The following is a 21,219-nucleotide window of genomic DNA, read 5'->3' on the forward strand; positions in this document are numbered from 1 at the left end:
GGGCAGGTCGTCGCCCACAAGGCGCGGCCGGGGAACCTTCAGGGACATGGCCGACAACACGCGGGAAACGGGACGCGGCCAGAACAGAAGACGGGACAGCACGGGGAGTGCCTCACACGTGGCCACTGCGGAGCCGACACGCGCCGACGACGCCGATCCGGGACGGGGAGCCGGCCCGCGAATACGCGTACCCGCGCCACGCTCGGGAGATGGTCCGAGCCGCACGGAGGACAGACCGCCCTCGCGTCTGACCGCCGCTTTCCTCACCCTGCGTGAGCGCCTGCTGCGCCACCCGGTGCTGTCGATCACGACCCTGGCCGGGCTCCTTCACATCCTCTGGTTCTTCACGTTCGCAAGCAGCGGGGGCGACCTCGCGGCCCAGGACGCGTGGGCCGAGTTCGTCGGCCGGCATCCGGACTCGGCGTACAACCTCGCCTGGTACGGCGGTATGCACCCGGTGTCGTACAGCGTGGTGTCGCCGTATCTGATGTCGGTGCTCGGTGTCCGTACGACGATGATGATCGCGGGGACGATCTCCGCGGGTCTGCTGACGCTGGTCCTGCTGCGCAGCCGGGCGGTGCGCAATCCGCTGTGGGCCTCGTTCGCCGGGGTCCTCGGGCTGACCGCCAACGCGATCTCCGGGCGGGTGACGTACGGGCTCGGCACGATGTTCGCGCTGGGCGCGGTCGCCGTCGTGTTCTGCTGGCCGTACCGCTGGCGCTACAAGCGCTGGGCGAAGGCGCTGTGCGCGGCGCCGCTGGCCGCGCTCGCGACCATGTCGTCGCCGGTCGCGGGGCTGTTCGTGGGCTTCGTGGCGGTGGCGCTGTTCCTCCAGAAGCGGCGGCCGGGCGCGTGGGCGCTGGGGCTGGCGCCGGCGGCCGTGGTCGCGGTGTCGGCGTGGCTGTTCCCCTTCTCGGGCACCCAGCCGATGGTGATCGGCTCGGTGCTGCTGCCGCTGCTGTTCGCCGTCGTCACCTTCTTCCTCGTGCCCGAGGAGTGGAAGACGGTCCGGCTGGTGTCCGCGGTCTACGGCCTCGCGGTCGTGCTGGTCTGGGTGGTCAGCTCGCAGATCGGCTCCAACATCACGCGCCTGGCGATGCTGTTCGCGGGGACGGCCCTGGTGGCCGTGCTGCCCTACACGGTGCCGCGCTCACGCAAGTGGTACACGGCGGTGCTGGCCCTGCTCACCTTCGCCGGGTGGATCGGCTACAAGACGGTCGACGACATCATCCACGCCGCCCCCGCCGCCTCCTGGGCGCGCGAGCTGGCGCCGCTGGTCAACGAGCTCCAGGAGGTCGGCGCCGAGAAGGGCCGGGTGGAGGTCGTGCCGGCCCGCTCGCACCGCGAGGCGTCCGCGCTCGCCCCGTACGTCAACCTGGCCCGTGGCTGGAACCGCCAGGCCGACATGGAGCGCAACCCGCTCTTCTACGACGACACCCTCAACTCCGCGAACTACCGCGAGTGGCTCAAGCGCTGGGCCGTGCACTACGTGGTGCTGCCCAAGGACGAGCCGGACGGTTCGGGGGCGGAGCGTGAGCGGGAGCTGGTGCAGCGCGGGCTGCCGTATCTGAAGCAGGTGTGGGGCGACGCCAACTGGCAGCTGTTCGAGGTGACCGCCCCGGCGCCGCTCGCCGAGCCGAACACCGTCGTCGAGCGGGCCGAGCAGGGCGAGATGACGATGCGGGTGAGCAAGCCGGGGCCTGTCCTCATCCGCATCCCCTACTCGCCGTGGCTGAGCCTCGTCGACGCCGACGGCAAGAAGCTCGACCCGCCGAAGGAGACGGAGGCGTCCAAGAGCCGTCCCGAGGGCCGGCCGAAGTCGTACGACAACGTCAACGGCTGTCTGATGGAGACGGAGGAGGACGCGCTCGGCGACAAGTGGACGATGCTGCTCGCTCCGCGGGCGGGCGAGTACCGGCTCGCGGCGCCGTACGCGTTCTCGCGCGGGACGACGTGTCCGGAGGAGCTGCGCTGACCGGCCTGCGCTGATCAGCGCAGGTCGGCCACATACCGGTCGGTGCCGGGCACCGTGGGGATGAACGGCGCCACGAGTTCCACCCGCCCCAGCCCGGCCTCCTCCACCACCGTGTCCGGGCCCGTGAAGTGGGCTTCCCAGCACTCCCTCGGGTCCGCCTCCAGGAACCACAGCAGGGTCAGACGGGTGTCGACGCCCTCGACCTGCTTGACGTACGACATGCGGTCGAGCGGCAGGGGCGTGGGCCGGAAGATCGTCACCATCGCCGTCGGGGAGCCCGCCAGACGTTTGGGGAGGTGACGGGAGCGCAGCCACTCCAGCAGTTCGGTGCGCTGCTCCGGTGAGTCGGCGTCGATGACCTGCACCACCAGGCCCGCGTAGGGGTGGTCCAGGGCGTGGAAGTCGCGGGGGCCCGCCGCGCCGTCGCGGTACACCGTCGCCTCGTGGTCCTGGAACGCCGTGAAGACGTGGGTGCGGTCCTGGTAGACGCGGGCGTCGCGGTTGAGGCGCTTGTTGATGCCGACGGTCCAGCGCATGTGGTCGGCGTAGCGGCCCGCGGTGATCCAGTACGTGGAGATGTAGCAGCCGGCGGTCACCGGCTGGGCGATCGCCGACTTCTCGGGGTGGCGCAGGAGCTGGAGGTCCCTCGTCGCGACCCAGCGGCGGCCGGCGTACATCCAGGGCATCGCCATCGCGCCGGCGTAGTAGTGGTCGTCCTCGTACCAGCGGTTGTAGGCGTACTCGTGGCCCGGGTGCGGTTCGACCATGGTGATCAGGGCGTGGCCCGGGTGGACTCCGTACGGGCCGACGGCGGCCAGTTCGGCGTACGTCTCGCTGCGGGTGTCCTCGCTCATGCCGTTCCCTTCCTTCCGGTGGCTTCCGTCCTCCCTCGGACGCCCATACTCTGACGCTCCGTCAGATAATCCGCCAGAGCCTGGGAGGCCTTGATGTCACTGCTCAACGGCAAGACCGTCGTCGTCTCGGGAGTCGGCGCCGGGCTGGGCCATCAGGTCGCCGCAGCGGTCGTACGGGACGGCGGGAACGCCGTGCTCGGGGCGCGCACCGAGGCGAACCTGGCGAAGAGCGCCGGCGAGATCGATCCCGACGGGGCGCACACGGCGTACCTGGCGACCGACATCACCGACGAGCGGCAGTGCGAGGCGCTGGCCGCGTTGGGGCGGGAGCGGTTCGGCGGGATCGACGGCGTGGTGCACGTGGCCGCCTGGGACTCCTACTTCGGCGGGCTGGAGGACGCCGACTTCGCCACCTGGCAGTCGGTCATCGACGTCAATCTGCTGGGCTCGCTGCGGATGACGCGGGCCTGTCTGCCCGCGCTGAAGGAGGGCGGCGGGTCGGTGGTGTTCATCGGGACGCAGTCCGCGGTCGCCGCCCCCTCGCAGGTGCGGCAGGCGGCGTACGCGGCCTCGAAGGGGGCGCTGACGAGCGCGATGTACTCGCTGGCGCGGGAGTTGGGCCCGCACCGGATACGGGTGAACACCGTGCTGCCGGGCTGGATGTGGGGGCCGCCGGTCCAGGCCTACGTGCAGTTCACCGCGCACACCGAGGGCGTCGAGGAGTCCGAGGTGCTGGGGCGGCTGAGCGAGCGGATGGCGCTGCCCGACCTCGCCACGGACGGGGATGTGGCGGACGCGGCGGTGTTCCTGGCCTCGGACAGGGCGCGGGCGATCACCGGACAGTCACTGCTGGTCAACGCAGGGGAGCTGATGCGATGAGTTCACATAGATGAACCAAGACCAGTATGCCGAATGATTTTGCCTCCCCTTGACCTGACGCCAGCTTGTCGTGTTCACGCGACAGCGCCCACGATGAGCGCCGGGCTGAACCCTGGGAGGGCGCACATGAACGGTCTCGACTGGGCCGTGCTCATCGGCTATTTCGGCGTGATGGTGGCGATCGGCGTCTGGTCGCACAAGCGGGTGGACAACGTCAGTGACTTCTTCACCGCGGGCGGCAAGATGCCGTGGTGGCTGTCCGGCATCTCGCACCACATGTCCGGATACAGCGCGGTGATGTTCACCGGGTACGCGGGCATCGCCTACACCTACGGCGTCACGTCCTTCGTCACCTGGTCCTTCCCCATCGCGCTGGGCATCGCCATCGGGTCGAAGCTGTTCGCACCGCGGATCAACCGGCTGCGGTCGCGGCTGCATGTGGCGTCTCCGCTGGAGTATCTGAAGAACCGATACGACCTGAAGACCCAGCAGGCGCTGGCCTGGTCCGGCATGTTGCTGAAGATCGTGGACGTGGGCGCGAAGTGGGCCGCGATCGCCACCTTGTTGTCGGTGTTCACGGGTGTGTCGCTGAACCAGGGCATCCTCATCACCGGCACCATCACGGCCATCTACTGCACCATCGGCGGCCTGTGGGCGGACGCGCTGACCGAACTCGGCCAGTTCATCATCCAGTTGCTGGCCGGCGTCGCGATGTTCATCGCGGTCATCATGGAACTGAACGACAAGGGCATCGGCTTCTTCGAAGCCTGGGACCGGCCGGAGCTCCAGGGCCACGGTGAGCCGCTGGTCGGGCCGTACGGAACCGTCTTCCTGCTCGCGTTCCTCTTCATCAAGCTCTTCGAGTACAACGGCGGCATGCTCAACCAGGCCCAGCGGTACATGGCCACGGCCACCCCGCGGGAGGCGGAGCGGTCGGCGCGGCTGTCCGCGGTGCTGTGGCTGGTCTGGCCGGTGGTGCTGTTCTTCCCGATGTGGATGTCGCCGCTGCTGGTCGAGTCGCAGAAGGCGGACGGCTCGGACTCGTACGGGCTGATGACCGAACAGCTGCTCCCGCACGGCCTGTTGGGCCTCGTCATCGTCGGCTTCTTCTCGCACACCATGGCCATGTGCTCCTCCGACGCCAACGCGATCGCGGCCGTGTTCACCCGGGACGTGGCGCCGGTGCTGTCGAAGCAGGCGCGGGCGTGGGGCGAGCGGTCCGGCCTGATCGCGGCCCGGGTCACCACGGTCGTCTTCCTCGGCCTGTCCATGGCGGTGGCGACCCAGGTCAACTCCCCCACCTTCAAGGACATCATCACCGTCGTGATCAAGTGGGTCGCCGGACTCATGGGCCCGATCGCCATCCCGATGATGCTGGGCCTGCTGCGCCAGTTCCGCCGCTCCGGCCCGACGGCGGCACTGACCAGCTGGTCGATGGGCCTGCTCGCCTTCTGGCTGGTCAACTACCCGATCAGCTGGCAGATCGAGGGCGGGGTGCCCCTCCAGTACCAGGTCTCCATCCCGCTGGCCGTGTCCTTGGTCCTGTACATCCTCATCGGCTTCATCAAGCCGGAGGACACCCCGGAGCGGCTCGCGATCGTCGAGCGGATCAACACGGACGGGGACGGGGGCGCCGCGGCGGCGGTGCCGGCGCAGGCGGACGCGGACACGGACGCGAGGGAGGACGTGGTCCGCACGAAGGACTGAGGGGCGGGAGGCCCCGGGAAACGGGCAGAGCCGGGCCCAGGGGAACGGGCACAGGCAAGGGCGGTCACCGCGCACAGGTGGCCGCCCTTGCCGCTGCCCGCCGCCGGGACGGCATACCCGAAGGAAGCTGCGCATCCGCTCAGCCGCGCGGATACCTCGCCAGCCACCCCGGGGACGCTCCCGCCGGGCTGTGCAGTGCTGGGCCCTGGGTCATTTCCATGGCGAAGTCGTCGGCGAGTTCGAGGATGGTGGGGCGGCCCTCCAGTTCGGCGAGCCAGGCCGGGGGGAGGGCCGTTTCGCCGTGGAGGGCGCCGAGGAGGCCGCCGGTGAGGGCGGCCGCGGCGGCGGAGGGGCCGTCGTGGTTGACGGCGAGGCAGAGGCCGTGGCGGACGTCCTCGCCGACCAGGGCGCAGTACACGGCGGCCGCAAGCAGCCCGTCCGCCGAGCCGTCGGCCGCGAGTTCCTCCACCCGGGCCGGGGTGGGCATGCCCTGTCGTACGGCACCCAGCGCGTGCTGCAGCGCGTCCGACACGGGCTCGTGTCCGGGCCGCACGGCCAGCAGCGCGAGCGCCCGCTGCACGGCCCCGTCGAGGCTCTCCCCGCAGGCGAGCCCATGCACGATCACCGCGTACGCGCCCGCCGACAGGTAGGCGACGGGGTGGCCGTGGGTCTGCGCCGCGCACTCCACGGCGAGCTGCACGACGAGTTGCGGCTCCCAGCCGACGAGCAGTCCGAAGGGCGCGGAGCGGGCGGCGGCCTCAGGCCCGAGCTCGGTGGCGTTCTTGGGCGCCTCCAGGGTGCCCATGGCCTCGTCGCCAAGGCCGAGCAGGAGCGCGCGGGTGGGGTCGCGGCGGGCGTACAGCCACTCCTCGCGGGCCAGCCAGCCGTCGTCCTTGCGGCGCTCGTCGGGGCCCCAGTCGTGTTGCGTGGCGGCCCACCGCAGATACGCCCGGTGCAGATCGGTCGGCGGATGCCAGGCCCCGGTGTCCCGCCGGACCTGCGCCCTTATCAGCCCGTCCACACTGAACAGCGTGAGCTGCGTGAGGTGCGTCACGGCACCGCGCCGCCCGTAACCGAACCCCAGATCCAGGAGACCCTCGGCGCCGTACTGCTCCCGGATCTCGTCCAGCCCCAGCCCGTCGACCGGCGCCCCGAGGGCATCCCCGACGGCCACGCCGAGCAGCGTGCCGCGCACCCGGCTGCGGAAGTCCTGCTGCTCGGTGCGGCCCCAGACGGCGCCGGCTATCGCACCCATCAGGACCTCCCCGTTGCAGCGACCGTGTGTACGACGGTTCGCCACTGTAATCGACCGGGGACGGTCGGTTCAGGGGGCAGATCGGAATGCGGAATGTGCCCGAGGTGGACCTGAGTGGTCCGGAGTGATCAGTTATGACCCGTACAGGGCTGACGTCCGACTCTCTACGCCGCCACACCCACCGGACGGCAGTCCCGGCAGCGGCCCGGGCCTGGTGAACGGAACGCCCGGTCGCATCCCTCGCAGGTCTGGAGTGGGTCCGGGCGGACGGGGGTCGGGGGGTGTGCCGGGGCGGGGAGCGGTGGTGGCAGCAGCGCTCGGAGGCGGTGGGCGAGGAACGCCGCCGGGTTGAGGATGGGGTCCTTGGGCAGGGCGTTCGTCAGGGTGCGCTGCACGGAGGTGGGCGGGACGCCCCTGTCCAGCCAGGCGGAGACGGCCGGGGCCAGGCGGTGTACGTCACGTTCGGCCAGCAGCAGGCGGGGGTCGTGGGCGCGCAGTCCCGCGAGGACATCCAGGGCGGCATCGAGGACGGCATCGGAAGCGGCACTGGATGCGGAGGCCGACGTCTTCGAGCCGGGGGACAGCGGAGCCGGGCGGGGTGCGGCGGGCTCCATCGCGGCTCGGGCCGCGGCGACGCCCGGCCTGTTGTACGAGATCGTCCGGGTCACGACTCGCCCCGATTGAAGACGCTCCTTGGTGCGTGCCAGGTATCCGTGTGCCTCCAGCTCCCGCAGGGCGGCGGCGACACGGATCTCCCCCTCCGGGAACTTAGCGGCCAGCGTCTTGATCCCGACCGGGGTCCGGGCGGGCAGCGACTGGATGTGGACCGCCAGCCCGATCGCCGTCAGGGACAGCTCGGGGTGCTGGGCGAGGTGGTTTCCGACCACGACGAACTGGTCGTGGTGGGGTTCGTTGACGTGCTCGACGCCTCCGGCGGAATGGCCGGACTTGGCGCGCGCGGGCGCGCTAGGCTGAATCTCAGTCATTGGGGAAGGTGTCGACTTCCTCGGTGTCAGGCCCTCGCATTGGGATGCCAGTCCCGGCGGGGGCCGATTCATGTGTGCGGTTGTCTCTGGGTGACGCTGCACCACCAAAACCCCTGCGCGCCAGCCGAGTTGGCGATATTCACCCCTGCGGGTGATCGACGGGGGCGGTGGGGGTGGGTTCGGTTCTTTCCCCGGTTCTTTGGTCTTTGCGTCGGGAGCCGCCGGGTCACACCCCTCCGCGATCCGGTGTCACTTCAGCCCACACGGTCTTGCAGTTGGCCGGGGCCTGATCGACGCCCCAACGGTCCGCGTACGCCGCCACGATCAGCAGCCCTCGACCCGACTCCCTCTCGCCACCCGCCGCGTCCCGGACCTGCGGGATCCGGTCGCCCCGGGCGTCGGTCACCTCGATGCGGAGGGGGCCGTCGGTGTGCAGCTTCAGCCTGAGCCGGAAGTCCCGTCCCGGGACGCGGCCGTGGAGTACGGCGTTCGACGCCAGCTCGGCCACGACGTGCACCGCACCCTCGAACGGCATGCCCCAGTCGTCCAGTTGGCGCTCGGTGAGCAGGCGCGCGAGTCGAGCACCTCTTCGAGTCGCGGACAGCTGAACCGTGAAGTGGCGCGTGGGGCAGGTGACTTGGGCGAGGGATTTCTGGCTCATGTCACCCAGCGTGGCGAACCGACTCCTACGCTGAACAGCGATGGCCTCCGTACGGAGCGTGACTGTACGGATGGCCGACGGGGTCGTACGGCTCGTACGTCGGGAGGGGAAGACGTGGAGGACGAGGAAGCCGAGGCCGTTCTCAGGACGGTCGGCCGGCAGATCAGGATGTGGCGCGAGGCCGCCGGGATGACCCAGGCCGAACTGGGCGCCGCCATCGGGTACGGCGAGGAGATGGTCTCGTCGGTGGAGCGGGGCCGGCGGATTCCCAAGCCGGACTTCCTGGACAAGGCCGATGAGGTGTTGGGGGCGGGCGGGAAGCTCTCGGCGATGAAGGACGACGTGGAGAGGGCCAGGTATCCGAAGAAGGTTCGTGATCTGGCCAAGCTGGAGGACGAGGCGGTCGAGTTGGGCGCCTACGCCAATCACAACATGCACGGCCTGCTCCAGACCCCGGAGTACGCACGGGCGTTGTTCGCCATGCGCCGACCCGCGCTCTCGGAGGAGGAGATCGACCGCCAAGTCGCCGCCCGCATGGCGCGGCAGCGCGTTTTCGAGCGGATGCCCGCCCCGCTCCTCACTTTTGTCCAGGAAGAGGTAACACTGCGGCGGCCTGTCGGAGGCAGAATGGTGCTACGACAGCAGCTCGAACACTTGTTGGAGATCAGTGCGTTGAGGCACGTCGCGATTCAGGTGATGCCCACGGACCGTGAGGACCACGCAGGAATGGGCGGGCCGATCAGGCTGCTGAAGCTCCAGGACGGCAAGACCTTGGGGCACTCCGAGGCACAGCTGCACAGTCGCGTGATCAGCGATCCCCGGGAGGTCCAGATCCTGGATATGCGCTATGGAATGATCCGGGCGCAGGCTCTGACGCCACGTGAATCGCTGGCCTTCATCGAGAAAGTCCTGGGAGAACAAACATGACCTCCACCCTGGAGTGGTTCAAGAGCAGCTACAGCAGCAACGACGGCCCTGATTGTGTCGAGGTCGCCATATCCCCCGCCGACGCCGGTGTCCACGTCCGCGACTCAAAGGACATGGACGGCGCACGGCTCGCATTCGAAGCGAGTTCCTGGGCGGAGTTCATCGGCAGCATGAGCACGATGCCGTGACCGACGAGTCTCAGGCACAGCGCGCCGCTGCCGTCTTCGACGCGCTGGGGCTCGCCTACGAGAGGGCGTTCGCGGGCTCGGAGACGCACCGGGCGTCGCTGGCCTGGCTGGTCGGGCGGCTCGAACCGGGCAGCAAGGTGCTGGACGTCGGTTGCGGGACCGGGCGCCCCACGGCCGAGACGCTCGCCGCGGCGGGCCATGGCGTGCTGGGGATCGACGTGTCTCCCGTCATGGTGGACCTCGCCACCCGGCAGGTGCCCGACGCCGCCTTTCAGCACGCCGACATCCAGCAAGTCCCGCTCCAGGACGGTGCGTTCGACGCGGTCTGCGTGTACTTCTCCCTGCTGCAGATGTCCCGCACCACGCAGGAGACTCTCGTGCGGCGGCTGGCACGGGCGCTGAGAGCGGGAGGCAGCATGGTGCTGGCGACCGTCCCGGCGGACGTGGAGGACGTCGAAGTCGTCTTCATGGGGCAGAAGGTGCGGGCGACCAGCTTCGCGGCCGAGGACTTCACCGGCATGGTCGCCGCGGCGGGACTGACGGTGCTGTCCGCGGAGACCGTACTGTTCACGCCTGACCATCCCGATGCCGGGCACGAGCCTCATCTGTTCCTGCACTGCGTGCGGGAGTAGCCGGTTCGGCCGCCAGGTGACGGAGCACGGCGGCCCGCTGGTCCGCGGCCCAGGCGTACGACGGATTGGCTGCCAGCACCCGGTCCAGATCCGCGAGCGCCTCCTCGTGGCGGCCCAGGTTGGCCAGCGAGGCGCCTCGGCTCGCGCGGGCGGAGTTGTAGTCGGGTTCCCGGGCGAGCGCGTGGTCGTAGTCGGCGAGGGCGTCCTCGTCGCGGCCGGCGGCGCGCAGGGCGTCACCGCGCTCGCAGCGGACCCAGGCCCAGTCGGGGTCCACCGCCACGGCCCGGTCGAGGTCGGCCAGCTGCCGTACGGGGTCGCCCATGGCTCGGTGGACCCGGGCCCGGCGTGTCAGGGCCCAGGAGTAGTCCGGCTTCAGCCGAACGGCCCCGTCAAGGTCCGCGAGCGCCTCGTCGAGATCCTCGCGACTGAGCCGGGTGGCACCGCGGGAGGCCAGCGCGAAGGCGTCGGCGGGGTTCAGCTCGAGGGCCCGGTCCAAGTCGCTGATCGCCTCGTCGTGGCGCCCCAGCACACGGTGGTACTCCCCGCGCAGGGCAAGGCTGCGGGGGTCGTCCGGAACCAGTTCGAGGGCCCGGTTCAGGAGGGCGACGGCCGCGCGCCGATCACCGGCGAGGTCCTGGGCGATGGCTCGGGCGCGGTAGGCACGGGCCGCCACGACGGGGTCCAGCGCGACCCGCCAGCCGGCATCGGCGGACGCGGCCTGCCAGGGGGTACCGGGCGAGGTCGTGGAGTGCGGCAACGCCTGGGCACGCTGATCCTGCGGCTCGGCCTGCGACGGCCGATCAGTTCGCTGCCCCGGCGGCTCGATCTGCGACGACTGGGCACCCTGACCCGGCGGCTCGATCTGCCACGGCTGGGCACGCTGACCCGGCGGCTCGGCCTGCCACGGCTGGACGCCCTGACCCTGCTGCTCGATCTGCGACCCCTCAGTTCGCTGCCCCGGCGGCTCGATCTGCCACGGCTGAGCGCCCTGACCCTGCGACTCGGCCTGCGGCCCCTCACTACGCTGCCCCGGCGACTCCGCCCCCGACGGCTGAGCACCCTGACCCTGCGACTCGGCCTGCGGCCCCTCACTACGCTGCCCCGGCGACTCCGCCCCCGACGGCTGAGCACCCTGACCCTGCGGCCCCTCACTACGCTGCCCCGACGGCTCGACCCGCGACGGCTGAGCACCCTGACCCTGCGATGCGGGCTGTTGCGTCCCACGTGACTGGGCGCCGGCCGAACTGCCCGGCCGGGTGGTCGCCGTGTCGTCCGCGGTGGCGGACCGCCTCCTGGCCAGCGATCCCCTTGCGGCGCCCCCGGTAACGGACCCTGCGGCCCCCAGCGAGGAAGCCGCGGCGCCCAGCCCGGAAGCCCTCGCGCGCCTGCGCCCGACAGCCCCCGCGCCCCTCCAACCGTAGCCCCCCACACCACTCCGCCCGGCTGCCCCCGCACCCAGCCCGGTGGCAGCCGCAGCCGCCATGCCGTACCCCGTGCCGGCCGCCCCCGCCCCCGCGGGCACCGGCGTCCGCTCGAAGCCCGTCGCCCGTAGTACCAGTTCGAGGGCCGCGGGCGTTCCGCCGCTGCCGAGGGCCGTCGCGAGCCGTCGGCCCCACTGGGACACCGCCCGGGTCTCGGCGTCCGATCCGGCCTCCACCAGGACCCAGGCCCACCGCTCGGCGACGGACTCACCCTGCTCGCAGGCGTCGACGACATCCCCGAGGACGCTCGTCAGCGCCGCCCGCTCCCCGGCGCACAGCAAGTGGTACAGCTCCGCCAGCCGAAGCTCCCGCCACGCCTCGTCCGCCCACAGCTCCTCGGCGTCCCTTCCGGCTTCCGCCTCGGCCCGCCATTCCCGGAACACGGCGGCGAGCGCCTGCTGCCGGGCCGCCCAGGTCCGGGGCGCCTCCTGCCGCTGCAACCGCAGCATCGGCGCCCGTACGACGTCGTGGTACCGGACCAGGCCGCCCCGCTCGCTGACGAACGGCAGTCCACGCAACCACGCGTACAGCCCGTCCAGTTCGGCGTCGGAGTCGGAGGCGCCCACGACCGCCCGGAACACATCCGCGTCCAGCCGCCGGGGCAGCGCGCACGCCAGCGCGACCGACCGCTGCACCGCGTCCTCCGCCCGCTTCAGGAACCACTCGACGGCCGTGGCGCTGGGGTCCCGCACGTCGGCCGGATCGGTGGGGCGGCTCTCCGCGAGGGTCGACACCAGCACCGGCAGGCCACCGGTCAGACGCAGCACCTCCCCCACCACGGGCTCGGCCACCACTCCCCTGCCCGCGAGCAGGTCGCGCGTCTCCGCCTCCGTGAACGGCAGGAGCGGAACGTCGGTCATGAAGTCGCCGAAGCCGCCCCAGCGGGTGGCGTCGAAGGGGAGTTGGCCTGCCGTCACCACGACGACCGTGGCCGGCAGCGGGCCGTACAGGTCCGAGGTCATCACGGCGTGCAGCCACGCGTCGAGGAACCGGCCGGTGCGCTCGTAGGTGTCGAAGAACAGGACGATCCACGGCACGGCGGAGGCAGCCTGGGCGAGTTCCTCCAGCAGCACCGGAGTGAGCACGCTCTCGGGGGCGAGTACGAGTCGGGCGTCCTCGTGGGTGCGGAAGCGGGCACCGAGTCCGGACCGCAACCGGTCCGCGCCCTGGGCGAGTTGTGCGGCGTCGACCGCCCCGGCGAAGGCGCCGACACCGGGCACCATGCCCAGTCCCACCAGGCCGGCCCGCGCCACCGCCATGCTGCCCGCCGAGGGTGCAGGCGGCTCGGACGGCGGCGCGGTGATCGCCGCCAGCTCCGCCTCGTGCCTGCGCTCCCGATGCGCGGCCAGCAGCCGGTCCAGATCCTTCAACCGCCGTCCCTGCGCGGCGAACTGCCGGCTCATCGCCTCCAGCGACTCCGGCACACTTCCCGCGTTATCGTCCACGAACGCGGTCAAGGCGCCGCGCTCCCGGGCGACTTGCTCCAGTTCGCGCAGCAGGAAGGACTTGCCGACACCGGCGTTTCCGTGCACGTGGAAGAGGAACCGGTGTCGCTCGTCCTCCGGCGGGATGTCCAAGTTCGCGCGGAAGGCCGCGCGTTCGGCACCGCGGCCCACGAATCCGGCACGACTGCGCCGGCCGATCAGCTCCTGCATCGACGGCCGCGCCTGTCCCACGCGTGGATCCTCCCGCTCGGCTGCCCTACGCCATCATTCTGGCTCAATGCCTATGGAGCACAGGGCCTCCACAGGGAAGATGACCATCATGTCAACGACACCCCCACGCAACGCACTCCATCTCGCGGCCACCCTCCTCACCGCGACCGTCGCCCTCTACACGGCCCTCGTCGCCTTCGGGAACATCACCGACTTCGGGACCAACCAGCAGTTCGTGCGGCACGTCCTGGCGATGGATACGACGTTCAAGGACGAGGACCTGATGTGGAGAGCCATCACCAGCAAGGGCCTTCAGGACGCTGCCTACGTCGCGATCATCGTCTGGGAGACCGTCGCCGCGCTCGTCCTCATATACGGCACCTGGCTGTGGCTGCGCCGCGACGACCTCAGTGCCCGGCGCTTCTCCACCTACGGTCTGCTGATGCTGATGCTGCTGTTCGGCGGCGGGTTCATCGCGATCGGCGGGGAGTGGTTCTCGATGTGGCAGTCGGCGGACTGGAACGGGCTCGACGCGGCGACGCGGGTGTTCCTGCTGAGCGGGGTCGTGCTGCTGGTGGTCAACCTGGCGTCCGGCAAGGAGAAGTCCGCCGGCTGAGCGGCCGGCCACCGGCTGACCGGGATCACCACTGCTGGAGCGGGATCGCCGCTACTTGACCACGACCACCGTCGTGCCCGTCTCCCCGAACGTCCACAGCGCCGCCCCGTCCGCCGCGCGCATCCGGACCCCGCCGGTCTGTTTGCCCGCGGCGGGCGGGGGCGAGGAGCCGTCGACGGCGTTGGAGAAGGCGATGGAGATGCCGGACTTCGCGGCGAAGTAGATGATGTTCTCGATCTGCACGCCGTCCGAGCCCGTGGTGGCCTCGTTGCGCGAGGACACCGTGTAGGTGCCGGGGTCCGGGTTCACGGTGCCCGGCCAGACGGTGAAGGTACGGCGGCTCGCGTCGCTCGCGTCGACCAGCCAGACCCGTTTCTCGGCGAGGGAGTAGACGACCCGGCGCCCGGTGCCCGAGCCGTCCGGTACGGCGGCGGGGGCGGCGGACTTCGTCGGGGCGGGAGTGGCCCCCGCCGCCGCCGACGCGCTCGGGCGGGCCGCCGCGGCCGTCGGGTGCGGCCCCTTGTCGGCCTGCATGGCGAGGACGGTGACGGCGGCTATCGCGCCCACCGTCAGACCGGTCACCCAGACCTTGGGAGCAGGCACGGGCACGCATCTCCTCAGCTACGGAACCCCTCCAGCGGGGGTCGGATCATCGTACCGACCCCCGCGACACGGTCCTGTGCCGTCTCCGTCTCAGTCCAGCACCGGCAACAGCTCCGGCAGGTGCCCGTCCGAGGCCGCCGCCGCCCGCTGCCGTTCCTGCGACACCTCGCCGTACAGCGTGGTGCGGGGCCTGGCCGGGCGCCCGGCCGCGTCGGCGACCGCCACCAGGTCGCGTACCGACTTGTACGAGCCGTACGACGACCCCGCCATCCGCGAGATCGTCTCCTCCATCAGCGTGCCGCCCAGGTCGTTCGCGCCCGAGCGGAGCATCTCCGCCGCGCCCTCGGTGCCCAGCTTCACCCAGCTGGTCTGGATGTTGGGGATCCAGGGGTGGAGCAGGAGACGGGCCATCGACGTCACCGCCCGGTTGTCCCGCATCGACGGGCCGGGCCTCGCGATCCCCGCCAGGTACACCGGCGCGTTGGTGTGGATGAACGGGAGTGTCACGAACTCCGTGAAGCCACCCGTGCGTTGCTGGATGCCGGCCAGGGTGCGCAGGTGGCCGAGCCAGTGGCGGGGCTGGTCGACGTGGCCGTACATCATCGTGGACGAGGACCGGATGCCGAGTTCGTGTGCCGTGGTGATCACCTCGATCCACGTCGCCGCCGGCAGCTTGCCCTTGGTCAGGATCCAGCGGACCTCGTCGTCGAGGATCTCGGCGGCGGTGCCGGGGACGGAGTCCAGCCCGGCTTCCTTGGCCGCCGTCAGCCACTCGCGGACGGACATGCCGGTGCGGGTGGCGCCGTTGACGACCTCCATGGGCGAGAAGGCGTGCACGTGCATGCCGGGGACCCGCTCCTTCACCGCCTTCGCGATGTCGAAGTACGCCGTCCCGGGCAGGTCCGGGTGGATGCCGCCCTGCATGCAGACCTCCACCGCGCCCACGTCCCAGGCCTGCTGGGCGCGGTCGGCCACCTGGTCCAGGGAGAGGGTGTAGGCGTCCGCGTCCGTCCTGCGCTGGGCGAAGGCGCAGAAGCGGCAGCCCGTGTAGCAGACGTTGGTGAAGTTGATGTTGCGCGTGACGATGTACGTGACGTCGTCGCCGACCGCCGATTTACGGACGTCGTCGGCGACCTTGCACAACGCGTCCAGCGCCGGGCCGTCCGCGTGCAGCAGCGCCAGCGCCTCCCCGTCGCTCAGCCGGGTCGGGTCGTCGGCCGCGGTCGCCAGTGCCTTGCGCACATCCGTGTCGATGCGCTCCGGCGCCATCCCGGGCGCCGCCGCCTCGCGCAGGGCACCCCAGTCGCCGTACACCTCGTCGAAGTCGTCGCGGCGGTCGGACGTACGGCCCTCGGTGTCGATCGTGGAGTGCAGATCCGTACGGCCGGAGGCGACGAAGACCTCCTCCGGCTCCTGCCACGGGTGTCCCTGGACGACGGCGTCCGCACGCGCCAGGCCCGTCTCCGGGTCGGCGAGTGCCCGGACGTGCGGGCGCAGTCGCGGGTCCAGCCAGGGCTCGCCGCGCTGGACGAACTCCGGGTAGACGCAGAGGCGTTCGCGCATTTCGAAGCCGGCCGCCGCCGAGCGCTCGGCGAGCTCCTCGATCTGCGGCCAGGGGCGCTCGGGGTTGACGTGGTCGATCGTGAGCGGCGAAACGCCGCCCCAGTCGTCGATGCCGGCGTGGATGAGGCGCTCGTACTCGGAGTCCACCAGGTTGGGCGGGGCCTGGAGGCAGGCGCTCGGGCCCATGATGTGCCGGGCGACGGCGACCGTGGCGACCAGTTCGTCGAGTTCCGCGTCCGGCATGCCGCGCATCGCGGTGTCCGGCTTGGCGCGGAAGTTCTGGATGATCAGTTCCTGGATGCCGTGGTAGGCCCGGGAGACCTTCCGGAGCGCGAAGAGGGACTCGGCCCGCTCCTCGTACGACTCCCCGATCCCGATCAGGATCCCGGACGTGAAGGGGACGGAGGAACGGCCGGCGTCCTCCAGGACGCGCAGCCGGACGGCCGGCTCCTTGTCCGGGGAGCCGTGGTGCGGGCCGCCCGGCTCGGACCACAGGCGGGTCGCCGTCGTCTCCAGCATCATGCCCATGGACGGGGCGACCGGCTTCAGACGCTGGAAGTCGGTCCAGGTCATGACGCCGGGGTTGAGGTGCGGGAGCAGGCCGGTCTCCTCCAGGATGCGGATGGAGATGGCGCGGACGTAGGCGATGGTGTCGTCGTAGCCGTGCGCGTCGAGCCATTCGCGGGCCTCGGGCCAGCGGTCCTCGGGCTTGTCGCCGAGGGTGATGAGGGCTTCCTTGCAGCCGAGGGCCGCGCCCTTGCGGGCGATGTCGAGGACCTCGTCCGGCGACATGAACATCCCGTGCCCGGCGCGGCGCAGCTTGCCGGGGACGGTGACGAAGGTGCAGTAGTGGCACTTGTCCCGGCACAGCCGGGTGAGGGGGATGAAGACGCTCTTCGAGTACGTGATGACACCGGCCCGGCCCGCCGCGTCAAGGCCCGCGTCCCGCACCCGGCCGGCGGACGCGACGAGGTCGTCGAGGGCCTCGCCGCGGGCCTGGAGCAGTACGGCCGCCTCGGAGACGTCGAGGGCGACGCCGTCACGGGCGCGTTTGAGGGCGCGACGCATGGAGTTCTCGGTCGGGCCGGTTCCGCCGGGGCGGTCGGTGGGGCCGGTTCCGGAGGTCTCGGGAGTCGTCATCCTTCGAGCATACGGTCGAGCTCCGCCAGTTCAGCGGGGCCGGGGTTGGTTCTGGGGAGCCGCGGTACGTTGCCGGGTGCGGGCCGGTCGTGGCTGGTCGCGCAGTTCCCCGCCCCCTGGGTTAGCTGCCCGCCCAGTCGGCTACACGTACTCGGCATACTCGTCCAACACCCGCAGAACGTCCGTCTCCGTCGCCGGAGGCAGCTGCACCACGACCTCCTCGATGCCGAGTTCCGCGTAGTGCCCGAGCTTGCCGGGGGTGGGGAACACGGCATACGGCACCACCTGGAGGGCGTTCGGGTCGCGGCCGGCGTCGGCCCAGACCGCGCGGAGCCGGGGTAGAGATTCGGACAGTCCGCGGCCACCGATCGGCAGCCACCCGTCGGCGTACTCGCTGATATGCGCGAACAGCTTCGGGCCGGCCGCTCCGCCGATGAGCGTGCGGGGGCCGTTGACCTTGGGGGCGCGCGGCTTCTGTACGGGTTTGGGGTAGGCGAGGCTCGCCCGTGCGGCGTCGAACTCACCGTCGTACGCGGTGGGTTCGTCCGCCCACAGGGCCCGCATCAGGGCCATCCGGTCCCGGACGAGGTCGCGGCGGGTGGCCCACTCGACGCCGTGGTCGGCGGCCTCCTCCACGTTCCAGCCGAAGCCGAGGCCGAGCGTGAAGCGTCCGCCGGACAGGTGGTCCAGGGTCGCGATCTGCTTGGCCAGGTCGATCGGGTCGTGCTGCGCGACCAGCGTGATGCCGGTGCCGAGGCCCAGCTGTTCGGTGACGGCGGCGGCCTGGCCGAGGGCGACGAAGGGGTCGAGGGTGCGGCCGTACTCGGGCGGCAGATCGCCGCCGGCCGGGTACGGGGTGGTCCGCTCGACGGGGATGTGGGTGTGCTCGGGCAGGTACAGCCCCGCGAACCCGCGCTGCTCCAGCTCACGCGCGAGCCGGGTCGGGGTGATGGTCTCGTCGGTGAGGAAGATCGTGACGGAGATGCGCATGACTGCATCTGTACCGTGCGGATGCCGCAATGTCGATACCGACCGGTCGGCACATACGGTTCTCCCCCTTCGGGCGCCCCGCGGAGCTTGGACAGCTCCCGATTGGCTGCCGATTCCCTTCCCTTGCACGGCAGTTCACGGCTGAATACCAGAGTTGCACGCACCACCCTGCACCACCCATGCCAAGTCCTTCACGACGACCTGGGGAGCAGCAGCATGTGCGAGGACGAGTACGCGGGCGCCGGCCTGGGAAGACGCGCTCTGTTCGTGACGGGCGCCGCCGCCGCGCTTACGTTGGGAAGCGTGACCTTCGCCAGAGGTGCCGACGACACCCAGGACGCCGAGACCCGTACCGTGCGGGGCACCCTGCCGCCCGGGTCCCCCGACTTCGTGTATCTGCCGGTCGAAGTGCCGTCCGGGGTGCGGGAGATCAAGGTCTCCTACTCCTACGAGAAGCCGTCCGTCCCCGCGGGCACCCCGGGCAACGCCCTCGACATCGGCATCTTCGACTGGCGCGGCACCGAGCTCGGCGGCCGTGGCTTCCGCGGCTGGTCGGGCGGGGCGCGCACGGAGTTCTTCATCCGGGCGGACGAGGCGACGCCGGGGTACATCCCGGGGCCGGTCCGGGAGGGCACCTGGCACATCGCCCTCGGCCCGTACACGGTGGCCCCGCAGGGGCTGCCGTACGAGGTCACCATCACGCTCGCCTACGGCGAGCCCGCCGAGCCCGTCGAGCCGACGTACCCGCCGGAGCGGGCGAAGGGGCGGGGGCGGGCCTGGTACCGGGGCGACTGCCATCTGCACTCCTGGTACTCAGACGGCCGCCGTACGCCCGCCGAGATCGCGGCCCTCGCGCGCGCGGCCGGCCTGGACTTCATCAACAGCTCGGAGCACAACACGCACTCGGCGCACGCGCACTGGGCCGACGCGGCGGGCGACGACCTCCTGATCATGCTCGGCGAGGAGGTCACGACCCGAAACGGCCACGTCGTGGCGCTCGGCATCGACCCCGGCACCTTCATCGACTGGCGCTACCGCGCCCGGGACAACCGCTTCGGCAAGTTCGCCCGCCAGATCCGCAGGTCCGGCGGTCTCGTCGTCCCCGCCCACCCGCACGCCACCTGCGTCGGCTGCAACTGGAAGTTCGGCTTCGGCGAGGCGGACGCGATCGAGGTCTGGAACGGGCCGTGGACCCCGGACGACGAGATGGCCCTGGCGGACTGGGACAGCACGCTGGTCGCGTCCGTGCGCTCGGGTTCGGACGCGTGGATCCCGGCGATGGGCAACAGCGACGCCCACCGCGACCCCGACCCGGTCGGCACGCCCCAGACGGTCGTGCTGGCGGACGACCTGACGCGGGAGGCGATCCAGGAGGGAATCAAGGCGGGGCGGTCGTACATCGCCGAGTCGAAGAACGTCTCGCTGACCTTCGGTGTGTCCGGTGGCAAGGGCGAGCACGCCGGCATCGGAGAGCGCCTGGAGGTCCCCCGCAGCACGCCGGTCACCGTCCGCCTGGAGGCCACGGGCGCACCGCGCTGCACGGTCCGCTTCGTCACCGACCAGGGCGTCCTGTTCACGAGCCCCCCACTGCCGGTCTCTGGCTCGGGTGTCGTGGAATGGCGCACGACCCCGGCCTACGCGGCCTACGTACGGGCGGAACTGCGCCACGAGACAGCGGTGGGCCCGCTGCCGGGGGCACTGGCGGCGGTCACGAACCCGATCTTCCTGGGGCGTTCGTAGGAGCTGTCGGCCCGTCGGCCGGGCGACCTGCTGTCAAGGCGTGGGCTCGGTCGCGAGGTCGGCGACCACGGCCGCGTGGTCCGAGGGCCAGACGCCGTCGACGGGGGCGGCGCCCGCCCGCCGGACGTCACGTACGTGGCCCAGGCCGTCCCTGCCGGGCGGGCCCACGTGGATGTAGTCGATCCGCACGCTCGGCTCCCGGCTGTCGGCGACGTACGGGTTCGAGCGGTCCCAGGTGGCGGCGGGGGCGTCCGGGGCGGCGTACTGCCAGGCGTCGAAGAAGACCTGGCCGGGTACGACCGGCGCGGTCCGGTAGCCGCCGAAGAGGCGGACCTCGTCGGAGTCGGGCCAGGCGTTGAAGTCGCCGGTGACGACCGTCGGAAACGGCGTGTCGCCCCGGTTCTCGGCGACGAACTCGGCGAGCGCGGCCACCTGTCGGCAGCGTACGGCCGAGCCGTGCAGGGCGGAGGTGAGGTGGGTGGTGCAGAAGGGGATGTCGTACGAGGGGGTGGCGAGGCGGGTGAACAGGGCGAGGCGGCCGTCGTCGACGGCCGGGGGCGCCGGCAGCCGCAGGGTCCGCTGAGCGACGACCGGCCAGCGGCTCAGCACGGCGTTCCCGATGTCGACCGTGTGGTCGCCGATCCGCCGGCGCCAGCGCTCGGGGGCGGGGGACGGGGCCCACGCCCAGTGCATGCCGAGTTCGGCGGCCAGCCACTCGGCCTGATTCTCGCGGTCGTCGGCCCACACCTCCTGCAGGCCGACCACATCGGGGCGCAGATCGCGCAGTTCGGCGAGAATCGCCTTCTGCCGGGCCTCCCAGGGCCCGAAGCGCCACCACAGGTTCCAGGTCACCACCCGCATGGGCCACCGTCTCTCATAGAGGAACCGTTCGAGTCCCCACCGTTCGTTCGATCTCCCGTGAGAGACATTGAAGAGCATCAGCACCGCCACGAGTCAGGAGAACGGCACACCATGTCCAGCCGCGCAGCGACGAAATACCGGAACGTCACGGCCTTCCAGCGGCGGCTCAACGCCGTGATGCGCCGCCTGCCGACCCAGACCCTGCTGGAGACCGCGGGCCGCACCTCCGGCCTGCCCCGCCGCACCCCGGTCGGCGGACGCCGGGTCGGGGACTCGTTCTGGCTGGTGTCGGAGTTCGGGGAGCGGTCGCAGTACGTGCGCAACATCAAGGCCGACGCGCGGGTACGGGTGCGGATCAGGGGACGGTGGCACACGGGCACGGCGCATCTGCTGCCCGACGACGACCCGATCGCCCGCCTGCGCGGCCTGCCCCGCGTCAACAGCGCCGGAGTGCGGGCGTTCGGGGCGGATCTGCTGACGATCCGGGTGGACCTCACCGACTGACG

At 71.3% G+C, this 21,219-nt stretch carries 18 protein-coding genes; 9 read left to right on the forward strand and 9 right to left on the reverse strand.

The window, feature by feature from the left end; translation table 11 throughout:
* The first annotated feature begins 118 nt into the window (after window positions 1-118).
* The gene (locus AB5J55_RS18135; protein WP_369271687.1) at window positions 119-1,975 is read left to right on the forward strand and encodes an MFS transporter; all 1,857 of its coding nucleotides are present in this window, start codon (window positions 119-121) and stop codon (window positions 1,973-1,975) included.
* A gap of 14 nt (window positions 1,976-1,989) precedes the next feature.
* Here the strand turns inward: AB5J55_RS18135 and AB5J55_RS18140 are convergent, their stop codons facing one another.
* Window positions 1,990-2,829, reverse strand: coding sequence for a hypothetical protein (locus AB5J55_RS18140; RefSeq protein WP_369271688.1), 840 nt, complete (start codon window positions 2,827-2,829; stop codon window positions 1,990-1,992).
* Window positions 2,830-2,922: 93 nt separating this feature from the next.
* Between AB5J55_RS18140 and AB5J55_RS18145 the strand changes: the two genes are divergently transcribed.
* Window positions 2,923-3,708, forward strand: a complete 786-nt coding sequence (locus AB5J55_RS18145) for an SDR family oxidoreductase (RefSeq protein WP_369271689.1) — start codon at window positions 2,923-2,925, stop codon at window positions 3,706-3,708.
* Between the two features lie 126 nt (window positions 3,709-3,834).
* Window positions 3,835-5,415: a sodium:solute symporter family protein gene (locus AB5J55_RS18150; RefSeq protein ID WP_369271690.1), complete on the forward strand. Its 1,581-nt coding sequence runs from the start codon at window positions 3,835-3,837 to the stop codon at window positions 5,413-5,415.
* Window positions 5,416-5,554: 139 nt separating this feature from the next.
* On the opposite strand, the gene AB5J55_RS18155 is transcribed toward AB5J55_RS18150, so the two are convergent.
* The 3 genes from AB5J55_RS18155 to AB5J55_RS18165 all read right to left on the reverse strand — a co-directional run bounded on the left by AB5J55_RS18155 (window position 5,555) and on the right by AB5J55_RS18165 (window position 8,317).
* A complete protein-coding gene (locus AB5J55_RS18155; protein WP_369271691.1) occupies window positions 5,555-6,670 on the reverse strand; it encodes an ADP-ribosylglycohydrolase family protein in 1,116 nt (371 codons plus the stop codon).
* 164 nt (window positions 6,671-6,834) lie between these two features.
* On the reverse strand, window positions 6,835-7,656 hold the full coding sequence (locus AB5J55_RS18160; RefSeq protein ID WP_369271692.1) for a helix-turn-helix domain-containing protein: 822 nt from the start codon (window positions 7,654-7,656) through the stop codon (window positions 6,835-6,837).
* 226 nt (window positions 7,657-7,882) lie between these two features.
* The gene (locus AB5J55_RS18165; RefSeq protein ID WP_369271693.1) at window positions 7,883-8,317 is read right to left on the reverse strand and encodes an ATP-binding protein; all 435 of its coding nucleotides are present in this window, start codon (window positions 8,315-8,317) and stop codon (window positions 7,883-7,885) included.
* Window positions 8,318-8,431: 114 nt separating this feature from the next.
* Between AB5J55_RS18165 and AB5J55_RS18170 the strand changes: the two genes are divergently transcribed.
* From AB5J55_RS18170 to AB5J55_RS18180, 3 genes are read left to right on the forward strand one after another with little or no spacing between them, the layout of a single operon-like run.
* On the forward strand, window positions 8,432-9,244 hold the full coding sequence (locus AB5J55_RS18170; RefSeq protein ID WP_369271694.1) for a Scr1 family TA system antitoxin-like transcriptional regulator: 813 nt from the start codon (window positions 8,432-8,434) through the stop codon (window positions 9,242-9,244).
* Window positions 9,241-9,432 carry a DUF397 domain-containing protein gene (locus tag AB5J55_RS18175; protein ID WP_369271695.1) on the forward strand — a complete coding sequence of 64 codons (192 nt, stop codon included), beginning with the start codon at window positions 9,241-9,243 and terminating at the stop codon, window positions 9,430-9,432. The genes AB5J55_RS18170 and AB5J55_RS18175 overlap by 4 nt, the downstream gene beginning before the upstream one ends.
* Window positions 9,429-10,064 carry a class I SAM-dependent methyltransferase gene (locus tag AB5J55_RS18180; RefSeq protein ID WP_369271696.1) on the forward strand — a complete coding sequence of 212 codons (636 nt, stop codon included), beginning with the start codon at window positions 9,429-9,431 and terminating at the stop codon, window positions 10,062-10,064. The genes AB5J55_RS18175 and AB5J55_RS18180 overlap by 4 nt, the downstream gene beginning before the upstream one ends.
* On the opposite strand, the gene AB5J55_RS18185 is transcribed toward AB5J55_RS18180, so the two are convergent.
* Entirely contained in the window at window positions 10,000-13,200 is a 3,201-nt protein-coding gene (locus AB5J55_RS18185) for a tetratricopeptide repeat protein (RefSeq protein WP_369276221.1), read from the reverse strand. The two genes, AB5J55_RS18180 and AB5J55_RS18185, sit on opposite strands and share 65 nt — an antisense overlap.
* 109 nt (window positions 13,201-13,309) lie before the next feature.
* Between AB5J55_RS18185 and AB5J55_RS18190 the strand changes: the two genes are divergently transcribed.
* Complete coding sequence (locus AB5J55_RS18190) at window positions 13,310-13,816, forward strand: DUF2165 domain-containing protein (RefSeq protein ID WP_369271697.1); 507 nt, start codon at window positions 13,310-13,312, stop codon at window positions 13,814-13,816.
* 51 nt (window positions 13,817-13,867) lie between these two features.
* Here AB5J55_RS18190 and AB5J55_RS18195 read toward each other — a convergent pair whose 3' ends face one another.
* The 3 genes from AB5J55_RS18195 to AB5J55_RS18205 form a co-directional block, all read right to left on the reverse strand.
* Window positions 13,868-14,419 carry a hypothetical protein gene (locus AB5J55_RS18195; RefSeq protein WP_369271698.1) on the reverse strand — a complete coding sequence of 184 codons (552 nt, stop codon included), beginning with the start codon at window positions 14,417-14,419 and terminating at the stop codon, window positions 13,868-13,870.
* Window positions 14,420-14,509: 90 nt separating this feature from the next.
* Window positions 14,510-17,122: a bifunctional FO biosynthesis protein CofGH gene (locus AB5J55_RS18200; protein WP_369271699.1), complete on the reverse strand. Its 2,613-nt coding sequence runs from the start codon at window positions 17,120-17,122 to the stop codon at window positions 14,510-14,512.
* Between the two features lie 141 nt (window positions 17,123-17,263).
* Window positions 17,264-18,112, reverse strand: coding sequence for an LLM class F420-dependent oxidoreductase (locus AB5J55_RS18205; RefSeq protein WP_369271700.1), 849 nt, complete (start codon window positions 18,110-18,112; stop codon window positions 17,264-17,266).
* A gap of 216 nt (window positions 18,113-18,328) precedes the next feature.
* On the opposite strand from AB5J55_RS18205, the gene AB5J55_RS18210 reads away from it, so the two are divergent.
* Complete coding sequence (locus tag AB5J55_RS18210) at window positions 18,329-19,852, forward strand: CehA/McbA family metallohydrolase (RefSeq protein ID WP_369271701.1); 1,524 nt, start codon at window positions 18,329-18,331, stop codon at window positions 19,850-19,852.
* Between the two features lie 33 nt (window positions 19,853-19,885).
* Here AB5J55_RS18210 and AB5J55_RS18215 read toward each other — a convergent pair whose 3' ends face one another.
* Window positions 19,886-20,713 (reverse strand): endonuclease/exonuclease/phosphatase family protein, encoded by an 828-nt coding sequence (locus tag AB5J55_RS18215; protein WP_369271702.1) that lies wholly within the window; start codon window positions 20,711-20,713, stop codon window positions 19,886-19,888.
* 111 nt (window positions 20,714-20,824) lie between these two features.
* On the opposite strand from AB5J55_RS18215, the gene AB5J55_RS18220 reads away from it, so the two are divergent.
* Entirely contained in the window at window positions 20,825-21,217 is a 393-nt protein-coding gene (locus AB5J55_RS18220) for a nitroreductase/quinone reductase family protein (RefSeq protein ID WP_369271703.1), read from the forward strand.
* Window positions 21,218-21,219 lie beyond the last annotated feature (2 nt).

The sequence above is a fragment of the Streptomyces sp. R11 genome (genome assembly GCF_041051905.1).
Lineage (GTDB): Bacteria > Actinomycetota > Actinomycetes > Streptomycetales > Streptomycetaceae > Streptomyces.

What these genes read in the sequence shown, in the direction of transcription:
- AB5J55_RS18140 (WP_369271688.1), bottom strand. Translation starts at nt 2,829, where the DNA reads ATGAGCGAGGACACCCGCAGCGAGACGTACGCCGAACTGGCCGCCGTC.
- AB5J55_RS18145 (WP_369271689.1), top strand. Translation starts at nt 2,923, where the DNA reads ATGTCACTGCTCAACGGCAAGACCGTCGTCGTCTCGGGAGTCGGCGCC.
- AB5J55_RS18150 (WP_369271690.1), top strand. Translation starts at nt 3,835, where the DNA reads ATGAACGGTCTCGACTGGGCCGTGCTCATCGGCTATTTCGGCGTGATG.
- AB5J55_RS18155 (WP_369271691.1), bottom strand. Translation starts at nt 6,670, where the DNA reads ATGGGTGCGATAGCCGGCGCCGTCTGGGGCCGCACCGAGCAGCAGGAC.
- AB5J55_RS18160 (WP_369271692.1), bottom strand. Translation starts at nt 7,656, where the DNA reads ATGACTGAGATTCAGCCTAGCGCGCCCGCGCGCGCCAAGTCCGGCCAT.
- AB5J55_RS18165 (WP_369271693.1), bottom strand. Translation starts at nt 8,317, where the DNA reads ATGAGCCAGAAATCCCTCGCCCAAGTCACCTGCCCCACGCGCCACTTC.
- AB5J55_RS18175 (WP_369271695.1), top strand. Translation starts at nt 9,241, where the DNA reads ATGACCTCCACCCTGGAGTGGTTCAAGAGCAGCTACAGCAGCAACGAC.
- AB5J55_RS18185 (WP_369276221.1), bottom strand. Translation starts at nt 13,200, where the DNA reads ATGCAGGAGCTGATCGGCCGGCGCAGTCGTGCCGGATTCGTGGGCCGC.
- AB5J55_RS18190 (WP_369271697.1), top strand. Translation starts at nt 13,310, where the DNA reads ATGTCAACGACACCCCCACGCAACGCACTCCATCTCGCGGCCACCCTC.
- AB5J55_RS18200 (WP_369271699.1), bottom strand. Translation starts at nt 17,122, where the DNA reads ATGACGACTCCCGAGACCTCCGGAACCGGCCCCACCGACCGCCCCGGC.
- AB5J55_RS18205 (WP_369271700.1), bottom strand. Translation starts at nt 18,112, where the DNA reads ATGCGCATCTCCGTCACGATCTTCCTCACCGACGAGACCATCACCCCG.
- AB5J55_RS18210 (WP_369271701.1), top strand. Translation starts at nt 18,329, where the DNA reads ATGTGCGAGGACGAGTACGCGGGCGCCGGCCTGGGAAGACGCGCTCTG.
- AB5J55_RS18215 (WP_369271702.1), bottom strand. Translation starts at nt 20,713, where the DNA reads ATGCGGGTGGTGACCTGGAACCTGTGGTGGCGCTTCGGGCCCTGGGAG.
- AB5J55_RS18220 (WP_369271703.1), top strand. Translation starts at nt 20,825, where the DNA reads ATGTCCAGCCGCGCAGCGACGAAATACCGGAACGTCACGGCCTTCCAG.